Origin of the sequence: Pseudodesulfovibrio indicus (assembly GCF_001563225.1) — a bacterium.
GTDB lineage: Bacteria > Desulfobacterota > Desulfovibrionia > Desulfovibrionales > Desulfovibrionaceae > Pseudodesulfovibrio > Pseudodesulfovibrio indicus.
Map to the genome: position 1 here is coordinate 498936 of NZ_CP014206.1, position 19157 is coordinate 518092.

Annotated in this window: 21 protein-coding genes; 7 read left to right on the forward strand and 14 right to left on the reverse strand. The window is 65.7% G+C overall.

Annotation, left to right across the window (positions count from 1 at the left end):
• Positions 1 to 778 precede the first annotated feature (778 nt).
• From AWY79_RS02360 to purD, 10 genes are all read right to left on the reverse strand, one after another.
• Positions 779 to 2122: a glutamine synthetase family protein gene (locus AWY79_RS02360; protein ID WP_066799736.1), complete on the reverse strand. Its 1344-nt coding sequence runs from the start codon at positions 2120 to 2122 to the stop codon at positions 779 to 781.
• A 274-nt stretch (positions 2123 to 2396) separates the two neighbouring features.
• Complete coding sequence (locus AWY79_RS02365; protein ID WP_066799738.1) at positions 2397 to 3242, reverse strand: DMT family transporter; 846 nt, start codon at positions 3240 to 3242, stop codon at positions 2397 to 2399.
• A gap of 91 nt (positions 3243 to 3333) precedes the next feature.
• Positions 3334 to 4176 (reverse strand): substrate-binding periplasmic protein, encoded by an 843-nt coding sequence (locus tag AWY79_RS02370; protein ID WP_066799739.1) that lies wholly within the window; start codon positions 4174 to 4176, stop codon positions 3334 to 3336.
• A 22-nt stretch (positions 4177 to 4198) separates the two neighbouring features.
• Entirely contained in the window at positions 4199 to 4618 is a 420-nt protein-coding gene (locus tag AWY79_RS02375) for a universal stress protein (protein ID WP_066799742.1), read from the reverse strand.
• A 100-nt stretch (positions 4619 to 4718) separates the two neighbouring features.
• The gene (locus AWY79_RS02380) at positions 4719 to 5324 is read right to left on the reverse strand and encodes a glycosyltransferase (RefSeq protein ID WP_066799749.1); all 606 of its coding nucleotides are present in this window, start codon (positions 5322 to 5324) and stop codon (positions 4719 to 4721) included.
• A gap of 33 nt (positions 5325 to 5357) precedes the next feature.
• A complete protein-coding gene (locus tag AWY79_RS02385) occupies positions 5358 to 6113 on the reverse strand; it encodes a hypothetical protein (RefSeq protein ID WP_066799751.1) in 756 nt (251 codons plus the stop codon).
• A gap of 9 nt (positions 6114 to 6122) precedes the next feature.
• On the reverse strand, positions 6123 to 6620 hold the full coding sequence (locus tag AWY79_RS02390; RefSeq protein ID WP_066799752.1) for a hypothetical protein: 498 nt from the start codon (positions 6618 to 6620) through the stop codon (positions 6123 to 6125).
• Position 6621: 1 nt separating this feature from the next.
• On the reverse strand, positions 6622 to 7149 hold the full coding sequence (locus tag AWY79_RS02395; protein WP_066799755.1) for a hypothetical protein: 528 nt from the start codon (positions 7147 to 7149) through the stop codon (positions 6622 to 6624).
• Between the two features lie 128 nt (positions 7150 to 7277).
• Positions 7278 to 7760: a 5-(carboxyamino)imidazole ribonucleotide mutase gene (gene purE, locus AWY79_RS02400; RefSeq protein ID WP_066799758.1), complete on the reverse strand. Its 483-nt coding sequence runs from the start codon at positions 7758 to 7760 to the stop codon at positions 7278 to 7280.
• Between the two features lie 320 nt (positions 7761 to 8080).
• A complete protein-coding gene (gene purD, locus AWY79_RS02405; protein WP_066799761.1) occupies positions 8081 to 9355 on the reverse strand; it encodes a phosphoribosylamine--glycine ligase in 1275 nt (424 codons plus the stop codon).
• Positions 9356 to 9650: 295 nt separating this feature from the next.
• Between purD and AWY79_RS02410 the strand changes: the two genes are divergently transcribed.
• A complete protein-coding gene (locus AWY79_RS02410; protein WP_066806928.1) occupies positions 9651 to 9911 on the forward strand; it encodes an RNA recognition motif domain-containing protein in 261 nt (86 codons plus the stop codon).
• Between the two features lie 63 nt (positions 9912 to 9974).
• Here AWY79_RS02410 and AWY79_RS02415 read toward each other — a convergent pair whose 3' ends face one another.
• Positions 9975 to 11393 carry an MltF family protein gene (locus AWY79_RS02415; RefSeq protein WP_078063582.1) on the reverse strand — a complete coding sequence of 473 codons (1419 nt, stop codon included), beginning with the start codon at positions 11391 to 11393 and terminating at the stop codon, positions 9975 to 9977.
• A 164-nt stretch (positions 11394 to 11557) separates the two neighbouring features.
• Here AWY79_RS02415 and AWY79_RS02420 point away from each other — a divergent pair, with 164 nt between their 5' ends.
• Positions 11558 to 11728, forward strand: a complete 171-nt coding sequence (locus AWY79_RS02420) for a helix-turn-helix domain-containing protein (protein WP_066799767.1) — start codon at positions 11558 to 11560, stop codon at positions 11726 to 11728.
• Positions 11729 to 12146: 418 nt separating this feature from the next.
• Here the strand turns inward: AWY79_RS02420 and AWY79_RS02425 are convergent, their stop codons facing one another.
• Positions 12147 to 12782, reverse strand: a complete 636-nt coding sequence (locus AWY79_RS02425) for a LysE family translocator (protein ID WP_066799769.1) — start codon at positions 12780 to 12782, stop codon at positions 12147 to 12149.
• A gap of 106 nt (positions 12783 to 12888) precedes the next feature.
• Positions 12889 to 13647, reverse strand: a complete 759-nt coding sequence (locus tag AWY79_RS02430; RefSeq protein WP_233490981.1) for a substrate-binding periplasmic protein — start codon at positions 13645 to 13647, stop codon at positions 12889 to 12891.
• Between the two features lie 157 nt (positions 13648 to 13804).
• On the opposite strand from AWY79_RS02430, the gene AWY79_RS19210 reads away from it, so the two are divergent.
• The 5 genes from AWY79_RS19210 to AWY79_RS02455 are packed head-to-tail and all read left to right on the forward strand — an operon-like array spanning position 13805 to position 17234.
• On the forward strand, positions 13805 to 14746 hold the full coding sequence (locus tag AWY79_RS19210) for a DUF134 domain-containing protein (RefSeq protein WP_233490982.1): 942 nt from the start codon (positions 13805 to 13807) through the stop codon (positions 14744 to 14746).
• Positions 14743 to 15606: an ATP-binding protein gene (locus AWY79_RS02440; RefSeq protein WP_066799773.1), complete on the forward strand. Its 864-nt coding sequence runs from the start codon at positions 14743 to 14745 to the stop codon at positions 15604 to 15606. The genes AWY79_RS19210 and AWY79_RS02440 overlap by 4 nt, the downstream gene beginning before the upstream one ends.
• Positions 15599 to 16468 carry an ATP-binding protein gene (locus AWY79_RS02445; RefSeq protein WP_066799776.1) on the forward strand — a complete coding sequence of 290 codons (870 nt, stop codon included), beginning with the start codon at positions 15599 to 15601 and terminating at the stop codon, positions 16466 to 16468. The genes AWY79_RS02440 and AWY79_RS02445 overlap by 8 nt, the downstream gene beginning before the upstream one ends.
• Positions 16469 to 16497: 29 nt before the next feature.
• On the forward strand, positions 16498 to 16872 hold the full coding sequence (locus AWY79_RS02450) for a NifB/NifX family molybdenum-iron cluster-binding protein (protein WP_066799778.1): 375 nt from the start codon (positions 16498 to 16500) through the stop codon (positions 16870 to 16872).
• A gap of 2 nt (positions 16873 to 16874) precedes the next feature.
• Positions 16875 to 17234, forward strand: coding sequence for a response regulator (locus tag AWY79_RS02455; RefSeq protein WP_066799780.1), 360 nt, complete (start codon positions 16875 to 16877; stop codon positions 17232 to 17234).
• A gap of 479 nt (positions 17235 to 17713) precedes the next feature.
• Here the strand turns inward: AWY79_RS02455 and AWY79_RS02460 are convergent, their stop codons facing one another.
• Positions 17714 to 19111, reverse strand: coding sequence for a sigma-54-dependent transcriptional regulator (locus AWY79_RS02460; protein ID WP_066799783.1), 1398 nt, complete (start codon positions 19109 to 19111; stop codon positions 17714 to 17716).
• Positions 19112 to 19157: the final 46 nt, after the last annotated feature.

Below are 19157 nucleotides of genomic sequence, written 5' to 3' on the forward strand. Positions count from 1 at the left end.
TTTCGTTCCCGAAGGTCGTCTCCGGGAATCCGGGCCAGCATACCTCTGGTTTTCGCCAACACCCCGGTTTGTCGAAGAATGTCGCTTGAAAGCGGGCGATAAGCATAAAAAATCAACTTGACGGGATGTTTGGGCCGGGGGCGGGCGGAGGCTGGGAAACAGAGCCGTCGCTGGCGCTCCTCCAAGTTGTAACAGCCCTCCCGGCGGGGTTCTTTCTTTTTCCAAAGCAAAAAAGAAAGAACCAAAGAAAAATGCTTTGGTGGGCGGCCCCGCCCGAGTTTGGACGCCAAGAATCCGATCTGCTCGGGGCGGCTCCATCTGATCAAAAGTATAGGGACAGTCTCCACGGGAGCGCCCCTTTTATGGAATACCTCCGGGCCACGGGAGCAGAGCCGCCGCCCCTTCGCGGTCGGCTTCTAGGCGTCCAGAACAGGGCTCGCTGCGTGCGGCTTGGCGGTACTAAGAGCGAAGGAAGAAGGGCCTTCGTAAGGCTTGGCGGGGTATGAAAGCCACTGTTTGAGGCTGCGCCTCAAAGGCGTTCCAGGGGAGGGCCTTCGGACGGGATTGGTATTTCTCTCTTGAATGAAGCGAATCGGGTGGGTCAGCCGTGCATTTTCTTCCGGCCGGGGCAACCGCAGCGTAGCTGTCTACGTGAGGATTGGCCCGGCCGGAAAAAATGTGCGGATGGCCCGCTATCGGAAGCCGCGCCCCTGCGCGCAAGAGCAAAAAAAGGCCCGCTGCGCATGCAGCGGGCCGTATTTTTGCGACTTGCGCGCCCCTACAGAATAGGAAGGTACTTGTCCAATTCGTATTCGGTAACCTGGGTGCGGTATTCGTCCCACTCGGCCAGCTTGTTCTCGACCAGGGCGGCGTGCAGGTGGTCGCCGAGGACCTCCTTCATGAACGCGGACTTTTCCAGGTTCATGGCGGCCTCGTACAGGGAACCGGGCAGCGCCTTGATCTTGTTGCGCTTGAGCTGGCGGTCGTTCATGGCGAAGATGTCCTCTTCCACCGGATCGGCCAGGACGTAGTTCTCCTCGATGCCCTTGAGGCCCGCGGCCAGCTGGACCGCGAAGCAGAGGTACGGGTTGGCCGCCGGGTCCGGGCAGCGCAGCTCCATGCGGGTGGCGTTCTCCTTGCCGGGCTTGTACATGGGCACGCGCACCAGGGCCGAGCGGTTGCGCCGCGCCCAGGCGATGTACACCGGGGCCTCGTAGCCGGGCACCAGCCGCTTGTAGGAGTTGACCCACTGGTTGGTCACGCAGACGAACTCCGGGGCGTGCTTGAGGATGCCCGCGATGTACGCCTTGCCCTCGGCGGACAGGTGGTACTCGTCGTTGGCGTCGTAGAACACGTTGCGCCCGTTCTTGAACAGGGACTGGTGGACGTGCATGCCGGACCCGTTCTCGCCGAAGATCGGCTTGGGCATGAAGGTCGCGTAGCAGCCGAACTTGCGGGCGGTCTCCTTGACCACCACCCGGTAGGTCATGGCCGTGTCGGCCATCTTCATGCCTTCCTGGTAGCGCAGGTCGATCTCGTGCTGGGACGGGGCCACCTCGTGGTGGGAGTACTCCACCTGGATGCCCATGGCGCCCAGGGCGAAGATGATGTCGCGGCGGATGTTGTTGCCCAGGTCCAGCGGCGGGGCGTCGAAATAGCCGCCCGCGTCCAGGGTCTCGGTGTCCTGGTCGTCGGCGAACAGGAAGAATTCGAGCTCGGGGCCGACGTAGAAGGTGTAGCCCTTCTCGGCGGCCTGGGCCATGACCTTCTTGAGCACGTAGCGCGAATCGGCCTCGAACGGCGAGCCGTCGGGGTTGACCACGTCGCAGAACATGCGGGCCACGGGTTTCTCGGACGGCCTCCAGGAGCAGATCTGGAAGGTGGTCGGGTCGGGCATGGCGACCATGTCGGACTCGTCGATGCGGCAGAAGCCGAGGATGGACGAGCCGTCGAAGCCCATGCCCTCCTCAAAGGACGCCTCCAGCTCGCTGGGAGTGATCTGGAAGCTCTTCAGGGTGCCGAGAATGTCCAGGAACCAGTACTGGATGAAGCTGACGTTGTAGTCCTTGACGGCCTTCATCACGTCGTCCGCGTTTTTGCAGTTGAATACCGGGATGCTCATGTGTCCCTCCGATGGGTTTGGTTGATCAGCAAAATGTATCGCTCTCGGCCTCGCGGCGACTGTTGCCGGGGCCGTTCCCTTGACCGGTTTGTGCTGCGGCAAGGGTTGCACGATACCAGTTCGGCAAGGGCCGGGACAACAGAAAAAAGGTAAAAATACGGTGACTGGTGCGGCGACGGGCGGCGGCTGCCGGGAATCGGCCGGAAATCATCCCGGTTTTCCGCCGGGTTCGGTTTGAATCGGGTCCGTCGGGCCGAAATACCGAGTTCACGGCCTAGCGCCCGAAGCGCAGCAAACACGCCCCGGCCAGGGTGCAGGCCGTGGCCGCGACCTTCATCAGGTCGAGCCGCTCCTTGAGCACCACCACGCCGAGGATCAGGGCGAAGATGATGCTCGTCTCGCGCAGGGCCGTGACCAGGGGGATGGGGGCCATGGTGAAGGCCCAGGTGACCAGGGCGTAGGCCAGGAACGACGCCCCGCCGCCCACCAGGGTGAAGCGCAGGTTGCGGGTCAACGCGGCGGTGACCACGCCGGGCCGGGTGGCGCGCATGATCAAAGCCAGCACCGCCCCGTTGATGATGGTCAGGCAGCCGTAGAAGCCGAGGGCGGTCCCGGCCAGACGCGCCCCGGTGCCGTCCACCAGGGAATAGGCCGCGATGAACCCGCCCGTCCCCAGGGCCAGAAACGCCCCCTTGCCGTTGCGCAGCCCGTCCCTGCGCCGGACCAGGGTCAGGCTCATGATGCCCAGCGCGATGGCGGCAACGGCCAGGGTCTCCGTGACGGACAGCCGCTCGCCGAGCAGGAGCACGGACGCCCCGGCCACCAGGAGCGGGGCCACGCCGCGCGCCAGGGGATAGACCTGGCTCAGGTCGCCGTGCCGGTAGGAGTTGAGCAGGAAGAGCTGATAGCCCACGTGGAGCAGCGCCCCGGCCAGGATGTAGCCCAGGGAGGCGGCGTCGGGCAGCGGCGCGACCAGGAGCGCGCCCGCCCCGAAGGGGACGTGGCCCAGGACCACGGCGGTCATGGACAGGTGCTTGTCCGCCGTGTTCTTGACGAACAGGTTCCAGGTCGCGTGAAACAGGGCCGCCAGGAGAACAACGAGCATCACCGTAACAGACATGGGGGCACCGGGAGGAGGTTGAGGTTGCGCCGGGGTCTCGGATGACTCCGCGCCGGATCGTGCGAAAGGGTAGAGTGGAGGCGGGCCGGTGTCAATTGCCGGGACCGGCCGCCTGGCCCAGGCCGAGCCAGTCCTTGAGGCCGTACTTGATGAGCAGATGGTTCAGCTGGCCGGTATTGCGCAGGGTGTCCACCCCGCTGTCCAGGGCGTCGGCCAGGAGCGAGGCGCGCGGCATGTTGGCGGGCGACAGGGCGAAGAACAGGTCGCGGGTGTCGCCGTCGCTGCACCCGCCGAAAAAGACCTGCTCCTGGAACTGGCCGGTGCGGATGTAGTAGTCGGCCACGGCGCGGCTGCCGGGGATGACCTGGACGCGGCCCTCGACGAGCATGGCCAGCATGCGCGAGAAGGCGTCGCCGCCGTGCAGCGCGTGGAAACGGGTCGGCTGGTCCTTGAAGGCCTGGAGAAACCAGTCCGGGTAGCTGTGGCCCGGCACGAACCCGGTGACCACGCCGCCCAGGGAATCCGGGCCGGTGAAGCGCCAGTCCTTGTCCGTGGAGTAGAAGCAGAGGTCGGCCCGGCCCAGGGACTGCTTGGGGTAGATCAGGTCCGGCATCTCCTCGCGCACTGCGCCGATGAGAATGTCCGCGCTGCCCGTGCGCACGTCCTGGACCGCCCGCTTCCACGGCAGCAGGGCGTACTCCACCTCGTACCCCTTGCGCTCGAACACGGCGCGCAGGATCTCCACGGCGTATCCCTCGCGCGGGTCGCCCGGCTCGCCGTTGTAGGGCATCCGGCGGTCCGCGACCACGAGCAAACGCTCCTGGGCCGCGCAGGGGGCGGGGGACGACACCACGCTCAGGGCCACGCCCACGGCCGCAGCCAGCAGAAGGATTGCGACGCGGGCGCGCAGCCGTTCGAAGTATGCGGTGGTCATCGGCACGGGAAGCGCCTGATGGCTACTTGACCACGAGGACCGGCTTGGACGTGGTCTGCAGGACCTTGTGGGTCACCGAGCCCAGGAACAGCCCTTCCAGGTCGGACTTGCCCTTGGAACCCATGACGATGAGGTCGCACTTCTCGTTGTCGGCCACGTTGCTGATGACGTCGGCCACGTCGCCGCCGACGACCAGCTCCTGGAAATCCGTCTTGGCGTTGGTCAGCTTGGCCCGGTAGTGGGCCATGATCGCCTCGGCGTTCTTGTTCAGGTATTCGAGCAGCTCGCCCGCATTGGGCTGGCCCAGGCCGGTGGGGACGGTCCTGCGCACGTTGAGCAGGACGATGGAGCCGCTTTCGGCGGCCAGTTCGATGGCCATGTCGGCGGCTGCATCGGACAGCCGGGACCCGTCCACGGGGAGAAGAATTCGGGTGATGTTCATGAGTCCGCTCCTTTGGTTGCCGTTCGGCACGCCCCGCTTTTGGGAGCATGCGACCCCAGTTTACACCATGGGAAGCGGTATTGCCAACCCGATTGTCCGATCAATCGGCTGTAATCAGCCCCGTGAAGGCGAGGATGGAGCCGTCCCTGTCCGCCGTGTCCGGGCCGTCCGCCACCGCCGTGCGCGCGTCGGCCTGGAGCACGCCCATGGCGCGGTAGAAGGTTTCCTCCTCGGCGGTGCGGAAGAGAATGCCGTCACAGGACTTGAACCCGGCCCGGAACATGGACTTGGCCACTGAGTAGAGCAGCCGCCGCTTCAGGCCGGACTCGCCGGTAAAGGCGTATCCCGGTCCGGTGACCAGGGAGTAGACCCGCTTCTGCTCGCCCACCCAGGCCATGCGCGCGGCCAGGGAGCCGTAGACCATGGGCTTGGAGCCGATGGACAGGATCAGCTGCGGCCGGATGCGGAACAGGACTTGCTTGAGGTGCAGCAGGGTCGTGATGTCGGCGAACGGGGTGAACCCGCGCGGGGTCAGGGGGTACATGGCGTACTCCACGCCCAGGGCGTCGAACCCGGCCCCGGCCTCCGGGCCGTGGGCGGGGGCCACGGCGTTGACCTGGTGGTCCAGCCCGGCCATGGCCGCCAGCAGGGAGCCGTAGTCCGCGAGCAGGTCGGCGGCGTTCGCATGTATGACGGCGATCTTCATGAACTTTCCTTTAACTGAAGGCGGATCGACTGTTTAACGGGCCGCCATGGCGTCGCCCAGGGTCCCGTTCATTTCATAGGCGAAGACCTCGCGGCCCACGGTCATGTCGCCCTTGAGGTTGAACCGGGTGCGGAAGAGGTTGTCCGGGTCCAGGACCGCCGTGCCGGACGACTTGTAGGTCAGGGGCAGACGGATGGAGAAATCGCGCACGGCCATGTGCTCGTTCTCGATCTCGGCGGTGAAGGCCAGGTCCTCGACCACCTTGTCGCCGGGCAGGACCAGTTGCTGGGAGCGGACGTCCACCCAGCCGTTTTTGGGCAGCCGCGCCCCCTCGGGCAGGAACAGGCTGCCGGAGGCGCGCAGCACCCCCTTGAGATCGCTGTCGCCGAGCAGGTAGGTCAGGTCCAGGTCGCCCTCGAAATCGAACACGCCGTTGGAAAACAGCTCCAGCCGACATTGGGGACCGCCCGTGTCCAGCCGCACCGTGGCCAGGGGGGAGAACCCCACGGACACGTAGGCCTGCTTGAAATGCAACCGGCCCGGCGTCTGGGCCACGGAAATCTTGAAGTCGCGCAGCCGGAACCCCAGCGGGCCGTCGCGGTCGATGGCCCCCCAGGTCAGCCCCACGGCGGGCTGGCTGGCGTCCAGCCGGGTCAGGGCGTTGGCCCAGATCTTGTTCCAGGGGGTGAAGAGCACGACGCCCACCGCGAACCCCAGAACCACCAGGAACAACCGGGCCAGGATGCGCCCCGGCAGGGACGACGGCTTGGTGCGTTTCCTCTCGGCCATGCCCGACCCCTACCTGGCCAAAACCATGTGCACGTCCGCCAGGCGCGGATCGTCCGGGTTGCGGGTCAGGGTGAACTCCGGGGCCTGGAGGCTTGCCCGGTCGCGCACGTCCTGCAGAAAATCGGTCAGCATGATCAGGGTCAGCCCGGCAAAGGTCACCTGGACCCCGTCCCGGTTCTCGCCGATGCGCGAGGAGCGCAGGGACTGCACGTAGTCGCCCAGCACGCGGTCCTCGACGATGCGCCGCACCGCCTCCTCCGGGACCAGTCCGGCCAGGTCGCCCTGCTGCGCGCGCAGGGTGGTGATCTCCTGGACCAGCGGCACGACCAGCCCGTACTCCTGCTTGACCGCCGCGATCTGCTGGCCGAGCGCCCCGGTGAACAGGTTCAGCCCCACCAGGACCGCGAAGCACAGCCCGGCCACCCCGGTCAGGACGAACTTGAACAGCCGCTCCTGCGAGGCCGGAGGCCAGTCGCTCCAGAAATAGGTCATGCGCTTCGAGGCCATGCTACTTGGGCTCCACGGTCAGGGTAAAGAGCACGCCGTCGTCCAGCGGGTCGCTCCTGTACACGGAGAACAGGTACCGGTCGTCGTCGGAAAGCCGCTCCAGATAGTCCATGAATCCCTCTTCCGGGCCGCTGAAGAACCCCCGGACCCGGCCCGTGGTCCCGGTCAGGGTCACGCCGTCCAGCCGCACCCGCTCCCCTGCCGGACGGCTCAGGGCCGCCAGCACGGACAACGGGTCCAGCCCGATGCGGCTCGCGGCGGTCAGCTTGCCGTGCTCGAACTGCAGCCGCCCAAAGGGCGAACCGCCGATGTCCGGGCCGAGCACCGAACGGTAGAGGTTGTCGGTCGCCTCCCGAATCTCCAGGAGCTGCGCGCGGTTGAGGGAGTAACGCATGGCCTGCCCCGCCAGGAACAGGCCGCCCACCACCAGGACCCAGACAAGGTTGCGGAGGAACCGTCTGGAGGCCTTGCCGGACCGGTATCGCGGCACCCCGGATTCGGCGCCCTGTTGCGTTTTGGAATGCGTCATGGTTCTGACCCCGGTTGATACGCGAAACCCCGGTCACGGGCAAGACGGCCCCCGGGCGCGGGGCGCGAGGGGGCCGGACAATGTCGATGGCGAAGCCGCACGGACCGCGGCCGTCGCGCGGACGCGGGCTACAGGCTCGCGGCGGCCCTTTCCACGGATTCCTTGAACCCGTCGCGAGCCGCGCGGATGCGGGCCGCCAGGGACTCGTCGTGCAGGGCCAGGATCTGGGCGGCCAGCCAGGCGGCGTTCTTCGCGCCCACCTTGTCCAGCGCCAGGGTGCCCACCGGGAAGCCCGGAGGCATCTGTACCGTGGCCAGCAGGGCGTCCATGCCGCCCAGGGGCGAGGCGGTCAGCGGCACGCCCAGGACCGGCTTCGTGGTCTTGGCGGCCACGGCCCCGGCCAGATGGGCGGCCAGGCCCGCCGCACAGATGAACACCTGGCAGCCGTCCGCCTCGTACTCGGCCACCAGCCGGGCCGTGCGCTCCGGCGTGCGGTGGGCCGAAGAAACCGTGAACACGTGGTCCACGCCCAACTCGGTCAACAGATCGGAACACGGACGCATCGTGCCCTCGTCCGAAATCGACCCCATGAAAATCACAACCTGCGGCATGCTCGCTCCTTGGTGAAGAGGCGCCTCCGGCGGCCGGGGGAAGGGGAGAGGGAAACCTTTTGGAAAAGGTTTCCCTCTCCCCTTCCCCCGGACCCCCATCCCCTCTCCCTTCCCAAACTTTTCGGGTCGCTTCGCGAAGGGAGGCGGGAGGCCTGATTTGTATATGAAAGACGCCGTTCGGGGTTCGCACCCCCGCGCCGCCCTGTCGGACATCCGGTTTCCCTGCCCTTCCCCGGCGGCGCAGCGCCAAAAAGTTCGGAAGGGAGAGCGCGAGAGGGAAACTTTTTCAAAAGTTTCCCTCTCGCATCTTCATCGAACTATTAGCTCCGCTTCAGCCCCTTGTCGGCGATGTCGCGGCGGTAGAAGGACTTGTCGAAGTGGACCTTTTCCACGGCTTCGTAGGCCTTTTTGCGGGCTGCGGCCAGATCGTCGCCGAGCGCGGTGACGCAGAGCACGCGGCCGCCGGAGGTGACGATGCGGTCGCCGTCCACCTTGGTCCCGGCCTGAAAGACCTTGACCCCTTCCATGGCGTCGGCCTGGTCCAGCCCGGTGACCTCCATGCCCTTGGGGTAGGAGCCGGGGTAGCCCTCGGCGGCCATGACCACGCCGCAGGCGGTCTGCGGGGTGGATTTGACCTCGATCTGGTCGAGCTTGCCGTCGATGCAGGCGAACATGATCTCCAGCAGGTCGGTCTCCAGGCGCATGAGCAGGGGCTGGCATTCGGGATCGCCGAAGCGGACGTTGTATTCCAGCACGCTGGGGCCGTTCTCGGTGTACATCAGTCCGGCGTAGAGCACGCCCTTGAACGGCTCGCCCTTGGCGGCCAGGTGGCGCAGGATGGGCTTGATGCACAGCTCGGCGGTCTCGGCGTATTGCTCCTTGGGCAGAATCGGGGCCGGGGAATAGGCGCCCATGCCGCCGGTGTTGGGGCCGGTGTCGCCGTCATAGGCGGCCTTGTGGTCCTGGGCGGAAGGCAGCATGGCGTAGTTGACGCCGTCGCAGAAGCAGAGGAAGGAGGCTTCCTCGCCCTTGAGGGTCTCCTCGACCACCACGCGGTCGCCCGCCGAGCCGAAGACCTTCCTGACCATCATCTGCTCCACGGCCTCCAGGGCCTCCTCGGTGGAGGTGGCCACGACCACGCCCTTGCCCGCGGCCAGGCCGTCGGCCTTGACCACCAGGGGCGCGCCCTTTTCCTTGATGAAGGCCACGGCGTCTTCGTATTCGTCGAACACGCGGAACGGCGCGGTGGGGACGCCCGCCTCGGCCATGATGTTCTTGGAGAACGCCTTGGACCCTTCGAGGTTCGCGGCAAAGGCGTTGGGGCCGAAGCAGGGGATGCCCTCCTGACGGAGCGCGTTTTCCAGGCCGAGCACCAGCGGCAGCTCGGGACCTGCGACCACCAGGTCCACTTCCTCGTCCCTGGCCAGGGCCACCAGGCCCGGAATGTCGTCATCCTTCACGGGCACGTTCAACCCCACCTGGGCGGTGCCGCCGTTGCCGGGCGCGCAGAGAATGGTCTCCACCCGGGGGTTCTGGGCGAGCTTCCAGCACAGGGCGTGTTCACGTCCGCCGGAGCCGACTACAAGAATCTTCATCGTTCCCCTCCAGTCTGTTTTCGGGATGTAGACGGTGTAAGGAATATCCCGCGTTTTTTCAAGGACAATGGGGCGTGGTTCCGCGGCGGACGGTCGGGCCCCGCGCCCCCCCCGGCAGACTTTTTCGCCCACCCGGTTGACGAAATTTGCAACTCGTCGTAATGGCTTGGTAATCCCGAATCCCAATACCCGGGAGTTCGGGGGTGGAAATGTTGCGGGAAGGAGCCGCCCCACGGCCACGGGCCGATGCCGGAGCCGCCCGCCATCTGGATCATTATTGTTGGAGCCCCTCACCATGAAAAGCATTTACGTCGGCAACATTCCCTTCAGCGCAACCGAGAACGACATCCGCGACATGTTCGGCGCGTATGGCAACGTCTCATCCGTGAAACTCATCGAGGACCGCGAGACCGGCCGCTTCCGCGGTTTCGGGTTCGTGGAGATGGACGACGAGGGCGCGCTGGCGGCCATCGAGGCCCTGGACGGACAGGACATGTCCGGACGGCCCCTGAAGGTCAACGAAGCCAAGCCGCGCGCCCCCCGTCCCAGATACTGATCCGCACGGAAAGAGTTTTCCAGGCCGGACGGTCCGCCGCCCGGAGTCTGATCCTGCGCCCGGTCACATGGCATCGCGGCGCTTGAGCAGGATGTCCTCGGAAGCCTTGTACGCGGCATAGTACATCTGGACGTGGGCCACGTAGGCCGTGGTCTCCCGCCCGATAAGGGCAAAGGCCGCCCACTCCGCATTGCCGAACCAGCGGTCGGGGTCCAGGCCCATCTCGCGCGCCTTCTTGCGCACCTGGGTAATCCTGGCCGGCCCCGCGTTGTAGGCCGCCAGGGCGAAGTCCATCTTTGCGTCTTCGTCCACGTCCGAAAAATACCGGTCGCACAGGTAGCGCAGGTAGGCCACCCCGGCGTGGACGTTGCCGTCCGGGGTGGAGATGTCCTTGACCCCCATCTCCGCCGCCGTGGACGGCTTGATCTGCATGATCCCCACCGCGCCCGCCGAACTCTTGCGGTTCATGTCGAAACGCGACTCCTGATAGGCCATGGCCGCGATCTTGAGCCAGTCGAAGCCGTATTCCCTGCCGTACTTGCGGAACAGCTCGGCCAGCGGCCTGAGCTTGCCGATCTCCCCGGAATCCGTGGGGTTGGCGACGAAATCCTCGTTCACGTAATAGCGCTTGAAAAACATGTTCCCCAACAGGGTCCCCTGGCGCACCGTGGCCGCGAATTCCGACAGGCTCGCCTTCAGCTCCGGGCAGTCGGGACGCACGCCCCAGGCGAGCCGGCCGTCCGCATGGATGACCGCGTCCGGGAACAGCCGCAGCTTGGGAAACGCCTTGGTCCAGGCCTCGGCCATGAACACGTCCGCCGCCGTGTATTCGATCATGCCCTTGGAGGCCATCTCCAGCAGGTCCTCGGTGGCCAGCACCGGGTCCGCCTTGACGATCTTGACCGGGGCAAGCCCCTTGCGCTTCAACGCGCCGCTCAGGTCCGCCAGGTGCTCGGCGTAACTGGTGCCCTCCACCACCGAGACCTTGCGCCCTGACAGCTCGTCCGCCGTCTTCAGCGCGCGGCTCCGGGGACCGCCCACCGCCACCGCCGTCACCCCGGTGCGGTACGGGGCGGCAAAGGCCACCTCCTTGCTGCGCTCGGCGGTCACGGTCAGCCCGGCGGCGATCACGTCCCCGCGCCCGTCCAGCAGGGCCGGGACCAGATCGGCAAAGGTCACGGGCACGAAGACCAGCCGGACCAGCTCCTTTGCGTGCCGCTTGCCCAGCCACTCCTCCCAGGCGCGCATCATGTCCGCCTCAAGGCCTCGAACCACCCCCTCCTCAATAAAGAAGTTGGTCCGGTTGTATACCACCAGCACGCGGATGGGCCGACGCTGTTCGAGCATCTCGCCCAGGTCCCCCTTCCACTCGCGCTGCACCCGATCGGCCGCGTCCTGGGCAACGGCGGCCGGGGGCGACTGCAACGGCAACAACAGCATCGCCAACATCAGACACGACAGCATCGGGCGAATTCGGGGCATCGGACCTCCTCTCTCGTTCGACTCCACTCAAAGCGCCGCAACGCTTCTGCCCGGCCCTTTTCTAGCCTCTCGGACCCTTGAGGGCAACAGGGCAACTTTCCTGTTGACACCGGATTCATCTTTAGTAATAGTTCTTATTATTGAAACAACCAAGGGAGCCAAACATGAAAGATACCGTCCTGAAAGCCATGCGTGAAGCCGGAAAACCGGTGCGGCCCGGCGATGTCGCCAAAGCCCTGAACGCGGACAGCAAAGAAGTTTCCAAAGCCATCAAGATCCTCAAGGATGAAGGGGCCGTGGTCTCGCCCAAACGGTGCTACTACGAGCCCGCCTAGATAACCGACAGTCACACACACCCTTACCTCCTCCAATGCCGCCCCCCGGACTCCAGCCCCCGAGTCCGGGGGGCACCCCTTTTGGGGGGCAGAAAGAGGCCTCCGGCGGCTGGGGGAAGGGGAGAGGGAAAACTTTTGGAAAAGTTTCCCCTCTCCCCTTCAAAACTTTTTGGGTCGCTTCGCGAGGATGGGCGGGTCGAGTCGAGACGAGTTTCTTCACACAGGTTCCGACACGCCGCCTTTAAGTCCACCCTTACCCCGTCAAACAGCACGCCATCCCTCCCCATACACAAAACGCAAAGCGCCCCGCCCCGGCACGAACCCGAGCGAAGCGAGCGACAAGAAGTTTTGAAGGGGAGTCCAGAGGGGAAACTTTTTCAAAAGTTTCCCCTCTGGCCGCCGGAGGCATTCCCAGAACTTAGACCCTGTCGGACAGGGCGAGCCGGATGCCGAGGCCGAGGAACAGGGTTCCGGCGGCGCGTTTGGCCCAGGTGTTGAAGGAGCCGTTCTTGCCGAGTTTTTGGGAGACGCGGGCGGCGGACCAGGCGTAGGCGAGGTTCACGAAGGTCCCGTTGATGGTGAAGACCACGCCGAGGAAGAGGAAGGCCAACGGCTTGTTGGGCGCGTCCACGGACACGAACTGGGGCAGGAAGGCCATGAAGAAGAGGGCGACCTTGGGGTTGAGGGCATTGGTCCAGAACCCCTGGGAGTAGATTTTCCGTGCCTGGACGCGGCAGTCGCCGCCGTTTTGGCGGTCCTGGCCGTTGCCGTTCTTGCGCCACATGGAGATGCCGACCCAGATGAGGTAGGCGGCTCCGGCGAACTTGACGATGGTGAAGGCCGTGGCCGAGGTGGCGAGGATGGCGGACAGGCCGAGGGCGGCGGCGAAGACGTGGACGAAGCAGCCGGTGCCGACGCCCAGCGCGGCGATGGAGCCGAGTTTCCAGCCGTGAGACGCGCCCCGGCTGACGATGTAGAAGACGTCCTGTCCGGGAGTGATGTTCAGGAGCAGGCCGGAGAGGACGAAGAGGGCGAAATCATGGACGCCGAGCATGGGTGATCACCTGCGGTTGCGGTTGCGGTCCGGCGGCGGTGCCGGGCCGGTGCGGGAGCGCATGGCGGGTGCATACACCCGCGGGGGCCGGGTTGTCCACGGTGGATCAGAAGGCGTCGAAGTCGGGGTAGACGTGTCCCCATTTCTCGTAGATGGGTTCGAGCGCCCCGCTCTTGTGCAGCCTGAGCATGCCGTCGTCGTACATCTTGATGACCATGTCGGAGCGCGGGGTGGTGTTGAACACCGGGTGGTAGGAGCGGTTTCCGGCCTTGCGCGCCAGGTAGCGGGAGCGGTCCGGGCGCGCACCGGACGCCCGGATGGATTCCTCGATGAAGGCCATGTCGTCCACGTAGAAGTCGGACCGGCCGAGCAGGACCATCTCCAGGCACTTGACCCCGGAGGCCATCTCCCGGATGCGCACCGGCACCGGGAAATCCCATTGATGATAGAACCCTTTCTGGGCCGCGATCTCCTTGTCCCGGAGGGTCTCGCCGCCCCTCCACTCGCCGACGCGGTCCTTGTCGTAGAGCACGTAATAGTCGTTGGCGTAGAGGGGATAGCGGGCCAGCCGCAACGGCGGTTCGGCCCGGTCGTCGCAGATCATCATGTCCACCCACCCGAGGCGCACCAGTTCGTCGGCCCGATCGGACGGCACGTATTCATGCCGGACCTTGATCCCATAGAGGGCGAACACCGCTTCCAGCACCTCGTGGTACAGGCCGGTCCCGTCCGCATTGGTAAAGGATTCCCACGACGGTCCCGCTGAAATGACTTCGGTCACCTTGCCGGGCTTTCCGTCGGCATGGGCGGGCGGGGAAAAAAGAAGAGTGCACAGCACCGTGCAGAAAAAAACTATTCTTTTCACCAGAACTGTTTGTTCCGAATCCATCCGGAAGTCAATTATTATACCCTTGGCCCAATATCGCTCCGCTGACTTTTTTTGAGAATATGCTCAATTCCCCTTGACTCCGGAAAGTCTGAGCGTATCTTCACCTGAAGAGCTGTTCATAAGAGAGGGCTGGATGGGAAGACGCAAGATCAGGCGGACGGTGCAACGGGAGCCGGGGGTTACATACTACAAACCCCAGGGCATCCCCATGCGCGAACTGCAAAACGCGACCCTGACCTTCGAGGAGCTGGAGGCGCTACGGCTTGCCGACGCCGAAGGGTTCACTCAGGAAGAGGGGGCGCAGGTCATGGGCGTTTCCAGGGCCACCTTCGGCCGTGTGCTGGGCGCGGCGCGGGCCATCGTGGCCTCGGCGCTGGCCGAGGGGCACGCCATCCGCATCGAGGGCGGCCACTACACCCTGGCCGAAGAGGCCTGGGAATGCCCCGAACTCTCACCGGACCAGGAGTCCGAAACAACGGGAGATGAAATTATGCCCGGAATGGACGGAAAAGGTCCGCGCGCCGGAGGCGGCGGGCGGTGCATGGGCGGTCGCGGCCGAGGAATGGGCCGAGGCCAGGGAATGGGCCAGGGACGCGGAATGGGCGGCCAGGGCCAAGGAATGGGCCAGGGACGCCGCATGGGCGGCCAGGGCATGGGAGCCGAGACCGGCTCCGCAACTCAGCAATCCAAGGATATGACAATGGGCAAGATCGCAGTGACCACCGAAGGACCGACCCTGGAAGACCGCGTGGACCCTCGGTTCGGCCGGGCCGCAGGCTTCGCCATCGTGGACCCGGAAACCATGACCGTGGTCAGCTACGTGGACAACGGCGGTTCGCAGGCCCTGGCGCAGGGCGCCGGAATCCAAGCCGCGGAAAACGTGGCCAACGCGGGCGCAACCGTGCTGCTGACGGGCTATGTCGGCCCCAAGGCCTTTGCGGCTTTGCAGGCCGCCGGAATCGGCATCGGGCAGGACGTGGATAACCTGACCGTGCGCGAGGCCGTGGAACAATACAAGGCGGGCCGCGTGAACATGGCCGACGCCCCCAACGCCCAGGCCGGAGGCAACAAGTGATCTACGCCGTGGCCAGCGGCAAGGGCGGCACGGGCAAGACCACGGTGTCTTCGTCCCTGGCCGCCCTTTGGGACGCGCCCGCCGCGCTGGTGGACCTCGACGTGGAGGAACCGAACCTCCACCTCTTCCTCAACCCGGACCTGAGCTCCGTGGAAAAGGCGTGGATCGAGGTCCCGGAAGCGGACGAGGACAAATGCACCCGCTGCCGCGCATGCGCCGACCTGTGCCAGTTCAAGGCCATCACCGTCATGGCCGACACCCTGCTCGTGTTCCCGGAGATGTGCCACGGGTGCGGCGGCTGCCTTGCCGTCTGCCCCGAGGGCGCGCTCTTTCCGGGCCGCCGCGAGCTGGGCGAGATATGCAAGGGCACGGCGGGCCGCCACCGGTTCGTCATGGGCAGGCTCCGCGTGGGCGAGGCCATGTCCCCGCCGCTCATGCGCCAGATCCGCGAGCTGTTCCCGGCCCTGGCCAAGGACGGCGACATCCTCATCGACGCCCCCCCGGGCGTGAGCTGCCCGGCCATCAACGCCGTGGCCGACGCCGACTGCATCGTGCTCGTGACCGAGCCGACGCCCTTCGGCTTCCATGATTTCAAACTCGCGTGGGAGGCGTTCACCCCGCTGGGCAAGCCCATGGGCGCGGTCATCAACCGCGCGGACCTGGGCGACTCCCAGGTGACCGACTTCTGCCGCGACAACAACATTCCGGTCTGGGCCGAGATCCCCTACTCCCGCGACATCGCCCAGGCGTACTCGCGCGGCGAGATCATCGCCACCATGCTCAAGGGGTTGGAGCCGGTCTTCACCACCCTGCGCGACCGGATGCGGGCCGCCGCCCGAAAGGAGGCCACCCATGCGTGAGATAGTGGTCATCTCCGGCAAGGGCGGAGCGGGCAAGACGTCCATGACCGGGGCGTTCGCCCATCTCGCGGATAACGCCATTCTCTGCGACCTGGATGTGGACGCCCCGGACCTCCACCTGCTCCTCAGCCCGCAAATCAAGACCGAGGAATCCTTCCTCTCCGGCAACGAGGCGGTCATCGACCCGGACCGCTGCATCGGTTGCGGCCAATGCGCCGAACTCTGCCGCTACAACGCCGTTCGCGAGGACGCGGACGGCTACCGCATCGACCCGCTGGCCTGCGAGGGATGCAAGGTCTGCGTGGCGCTCTGCCCTGAACAGGCCATCGACTTCCCGCAGAAGCACTGCGGCCAGTGGTACGTCTCGGACACCCGGTTCGGGACCATGGTCCACGCCCAGCTCTTCCCCGGCGAGGAGAACTCGGGGCGGCTCGTCACCCTGCTCAAGCAGAAGGCACGGGCCATTGCCGAGGAACAGGGTCTGGACCTGGTCCTGTGCGACGGCGCGCCCGGCATCGGCTGCCCGGTCATCAGCTCCATGGCGGGTACGAACCTGGCCGTGATCGTCACCGAACCCACCCCGTCCGGCCTGCACGACCTCAAGCGCGTGGCCGAACTGTGCGACCGGTTCAGGACCAAGGTCGCGGTGCTGGTCAACAAGTGGGACATCAACCCGGACCTGACCGAAGAGATCGAGTCGTGGTCCACGGGCCGGGGCTACACCCTGGCAGGACGCATCCCCCACGACCGGGCCGTGGTGGACGCCATGCTTGAACGCAAGGCGGTCACCGAGACCGGGTCGGACCTCACGCCCCTTCTCGAACGATCCTGGGCCGGGATTCTGGCCCTGCTCGATAGTTGAAACCAACCGATTTACAAGGAGTCTTTGTGATGAATACCCGTATTGCGATCCCCTCGGCCGCCCCCGGCGGCATGGACGCCGCCATCGACGCCCACTTCGGCCATTGCGCCATGTACACCCTGGTGGACGTGGAGGACGGCGCCGTGAAAGAGGTCTCGGTCGTCCCCTCCTGCCCGCACGTCCAGGGCGGCTGCATGGCCCCGGTCAACTACCTGGCCGACAACAAGGTCCAGGCGCTCATCTCCGGCGGCATGGGCATGCGCCCGCTCATGGGCTTCAACCAGGTCGGCATCCAGGTCTACCACGGCTCGGGCGCACCCACCGTGAGCGTGGCCATCGAGGCGTTCCTGCGCGACTCCCTGCCCGTGTTCACCGTGGACCAGACCTGCGGCGGCGGTCACTAGCCATGTCCATCGTGGCGGCCACAAACCGACCGGAACAACTGGCCCCGTTCCTCAAGGCCCTGACAGAACAGACCGGCCATGAGATCGGCGTGGCCCCGTCCGGGGCGCAAACCCTGGAATGGGTCGCCACCAAATCCCCGGTGCTGGTGGTCATCGACGAAGGACTGCCTGATCAAAAACCCCTGGACCTGGTGCGCGAAATCCTCATGGTCTCGGCCATGACCCTCACCGCCGTGATCACCGCCCTGTCCGAAGACGACTTCCACGAAGCCAGCGAAGGATACGGCGTGCTCATGGCACTGCCCACCAACCCCACCGCAGCCGACGGCACCGAACTCGCCAAACGCCTGTCCGAAGTCTAGGCCCCGAGAGACAACCATCAAAAGTCCCGCACGGCTTGCCGTGCGGGACTTTTGTTGCCTCCGGCGGCCAGGGGGGAAGGGGAAGAGGGGAACCCTTTGAAAAGGGATTCCCCTCTTCCCCTTCCCCCCTGGACCCCCCAACCCCATCTCCCCTCCCAAACTTTTTGGGTCGCTTCGCGAGGTTCGAGGATTACAAGGAAGCCCCCTCCTTTCGAGGTCCCTGCACGCCGCCCGGCGCGCCCCCTTCGGGACACCGCCTGTCCGCCACCGACCATCCTCCATCCAACACCCCACACAAACACCTCCCCAACCACCACACAAACAACACCCACCCGCGCCCGCACGGACCCGAGCGAAGCGAGCGACAAAAAGTTTTGGAAAAGGGAGGGATGGGGGTCTGGGGGAAGGGAGGGAAAAACCTTTCTCAAAAGGTTTTTCCCTCCCTTCCCCCAGCCGCCGGAGGCATTCCTCGACGGCCGCTAGTCGGCCTGGATGTTGTAGGCCTTGAGCTTGCGGTACAGGGAGCTGCGTTCCAGGCCGATGGCCTTGGCGAGCTGGGAGATATTGCCGTCGAATTCCTTGAGCTTTGCTTCGAGGAACCGGGCTTCGAAGTCGGCGCGGGCCTGTTTGAGGTCGGCGGGCCCGTCGTTGATCAGGCCGTCCATGGGCGCGGCGGGTACGGTTTCGCCGGGCTCGGGCGCGGGGCGGGCGGGCTTGAACTCGGGCGGCAGCCGGTCCGGGGTGACGGTTTCGCCCGCGTACATGATGAACATGCGCTCCACGAAGTTCTTGAGTTCGCGGACGTTGCCGGGCCAGGGGTAGCGGCTGAGGACGTCGATGGATTCGGGGGCGAAGGCGATGGGCTTGAACCCGTGCTGGCGCACGAGGGTATCCATGAAATCGTTGATGAGCAGGGGGATGTCTTCCACGCGGTCGCGCAGGGGCGGCAGTTCCAGGGGGAAGACCTTGAGCCGGTAGTAGAGGTCTTCGCGGAAGTTGCCGGCCTTGATCTCGCGGGGCAAATCCTTGTTGGTGGCGGCGATGACGCGCACGTCGACCTTGATGGTCTTGCGCCCGCCCACGTGTTCGAAGGCCTGCTCCTGGAGGATGCGCAGGATCTTGGCCTGGGTCTTGAGGGACATGTCGCCGATCTCGTCCAGGAACAGGGTGGACCCGTCGGCCAGCTCGAACTTGCCGATCTGGGCCTTTTCCGCCCCGGTGAACGCGCCCTTTTCGTGGCCGAAGAGTTCGGATTCGATGAGTTCCTCGGGGATGGCGGCGCAGTTGACGGCCACCAGCGGCTTGTCGGCGCGGGAGGACTGGTTGTGGATGGACCGGGCCACGATCTCCTTGCCGGTGCCGTTCGCGCCGGTGATGAGCACCCAGGATTCGGTGGGCGCGACCCTGCCGATGACCTCGCGGAGGTTGGCGATGGGCGCGGACTCGCCGGTCAGGGTGACGGGCTGTTCCGAGGAGATGCGGGTCTTGAGCGCCTGGTTTTCCTGGCGCAGCCGGGAGAACTCCAACCCGTTGCGGGCGGAGACCACGACCTTTTCCAGGGACAGGGGTTTCTCGATGAAGTCGAAGGCCCCTTTCTTGAGCGCCTTGACCGCGGTCTCGATGGTTCCGTGCCCGGAGATCATGATCACGGGCAGCCCCTCGTAGTCACGGGAGATGGTCTCCAGGGCCTCCAGGCCGTCCATGCCGGGCAGCCAGATGTCGAGGAATACGAGGTCCGGGATGTCGGTGCCGAGGAGTTCCAGCCCCTGTTCGCCGGATTCCGCTTCGACCACGGAGAGCCCCTCGTCCTCCAGGATGCCGCGCAGGGAAAGACGGATGGACTCTTCGTCGTCGATGATCAGGATCTTTGCGGCCATGAGTGCTCCCTTGCGTGGTGGTGCGGCGCGGGTCCGCCGTCCCCCC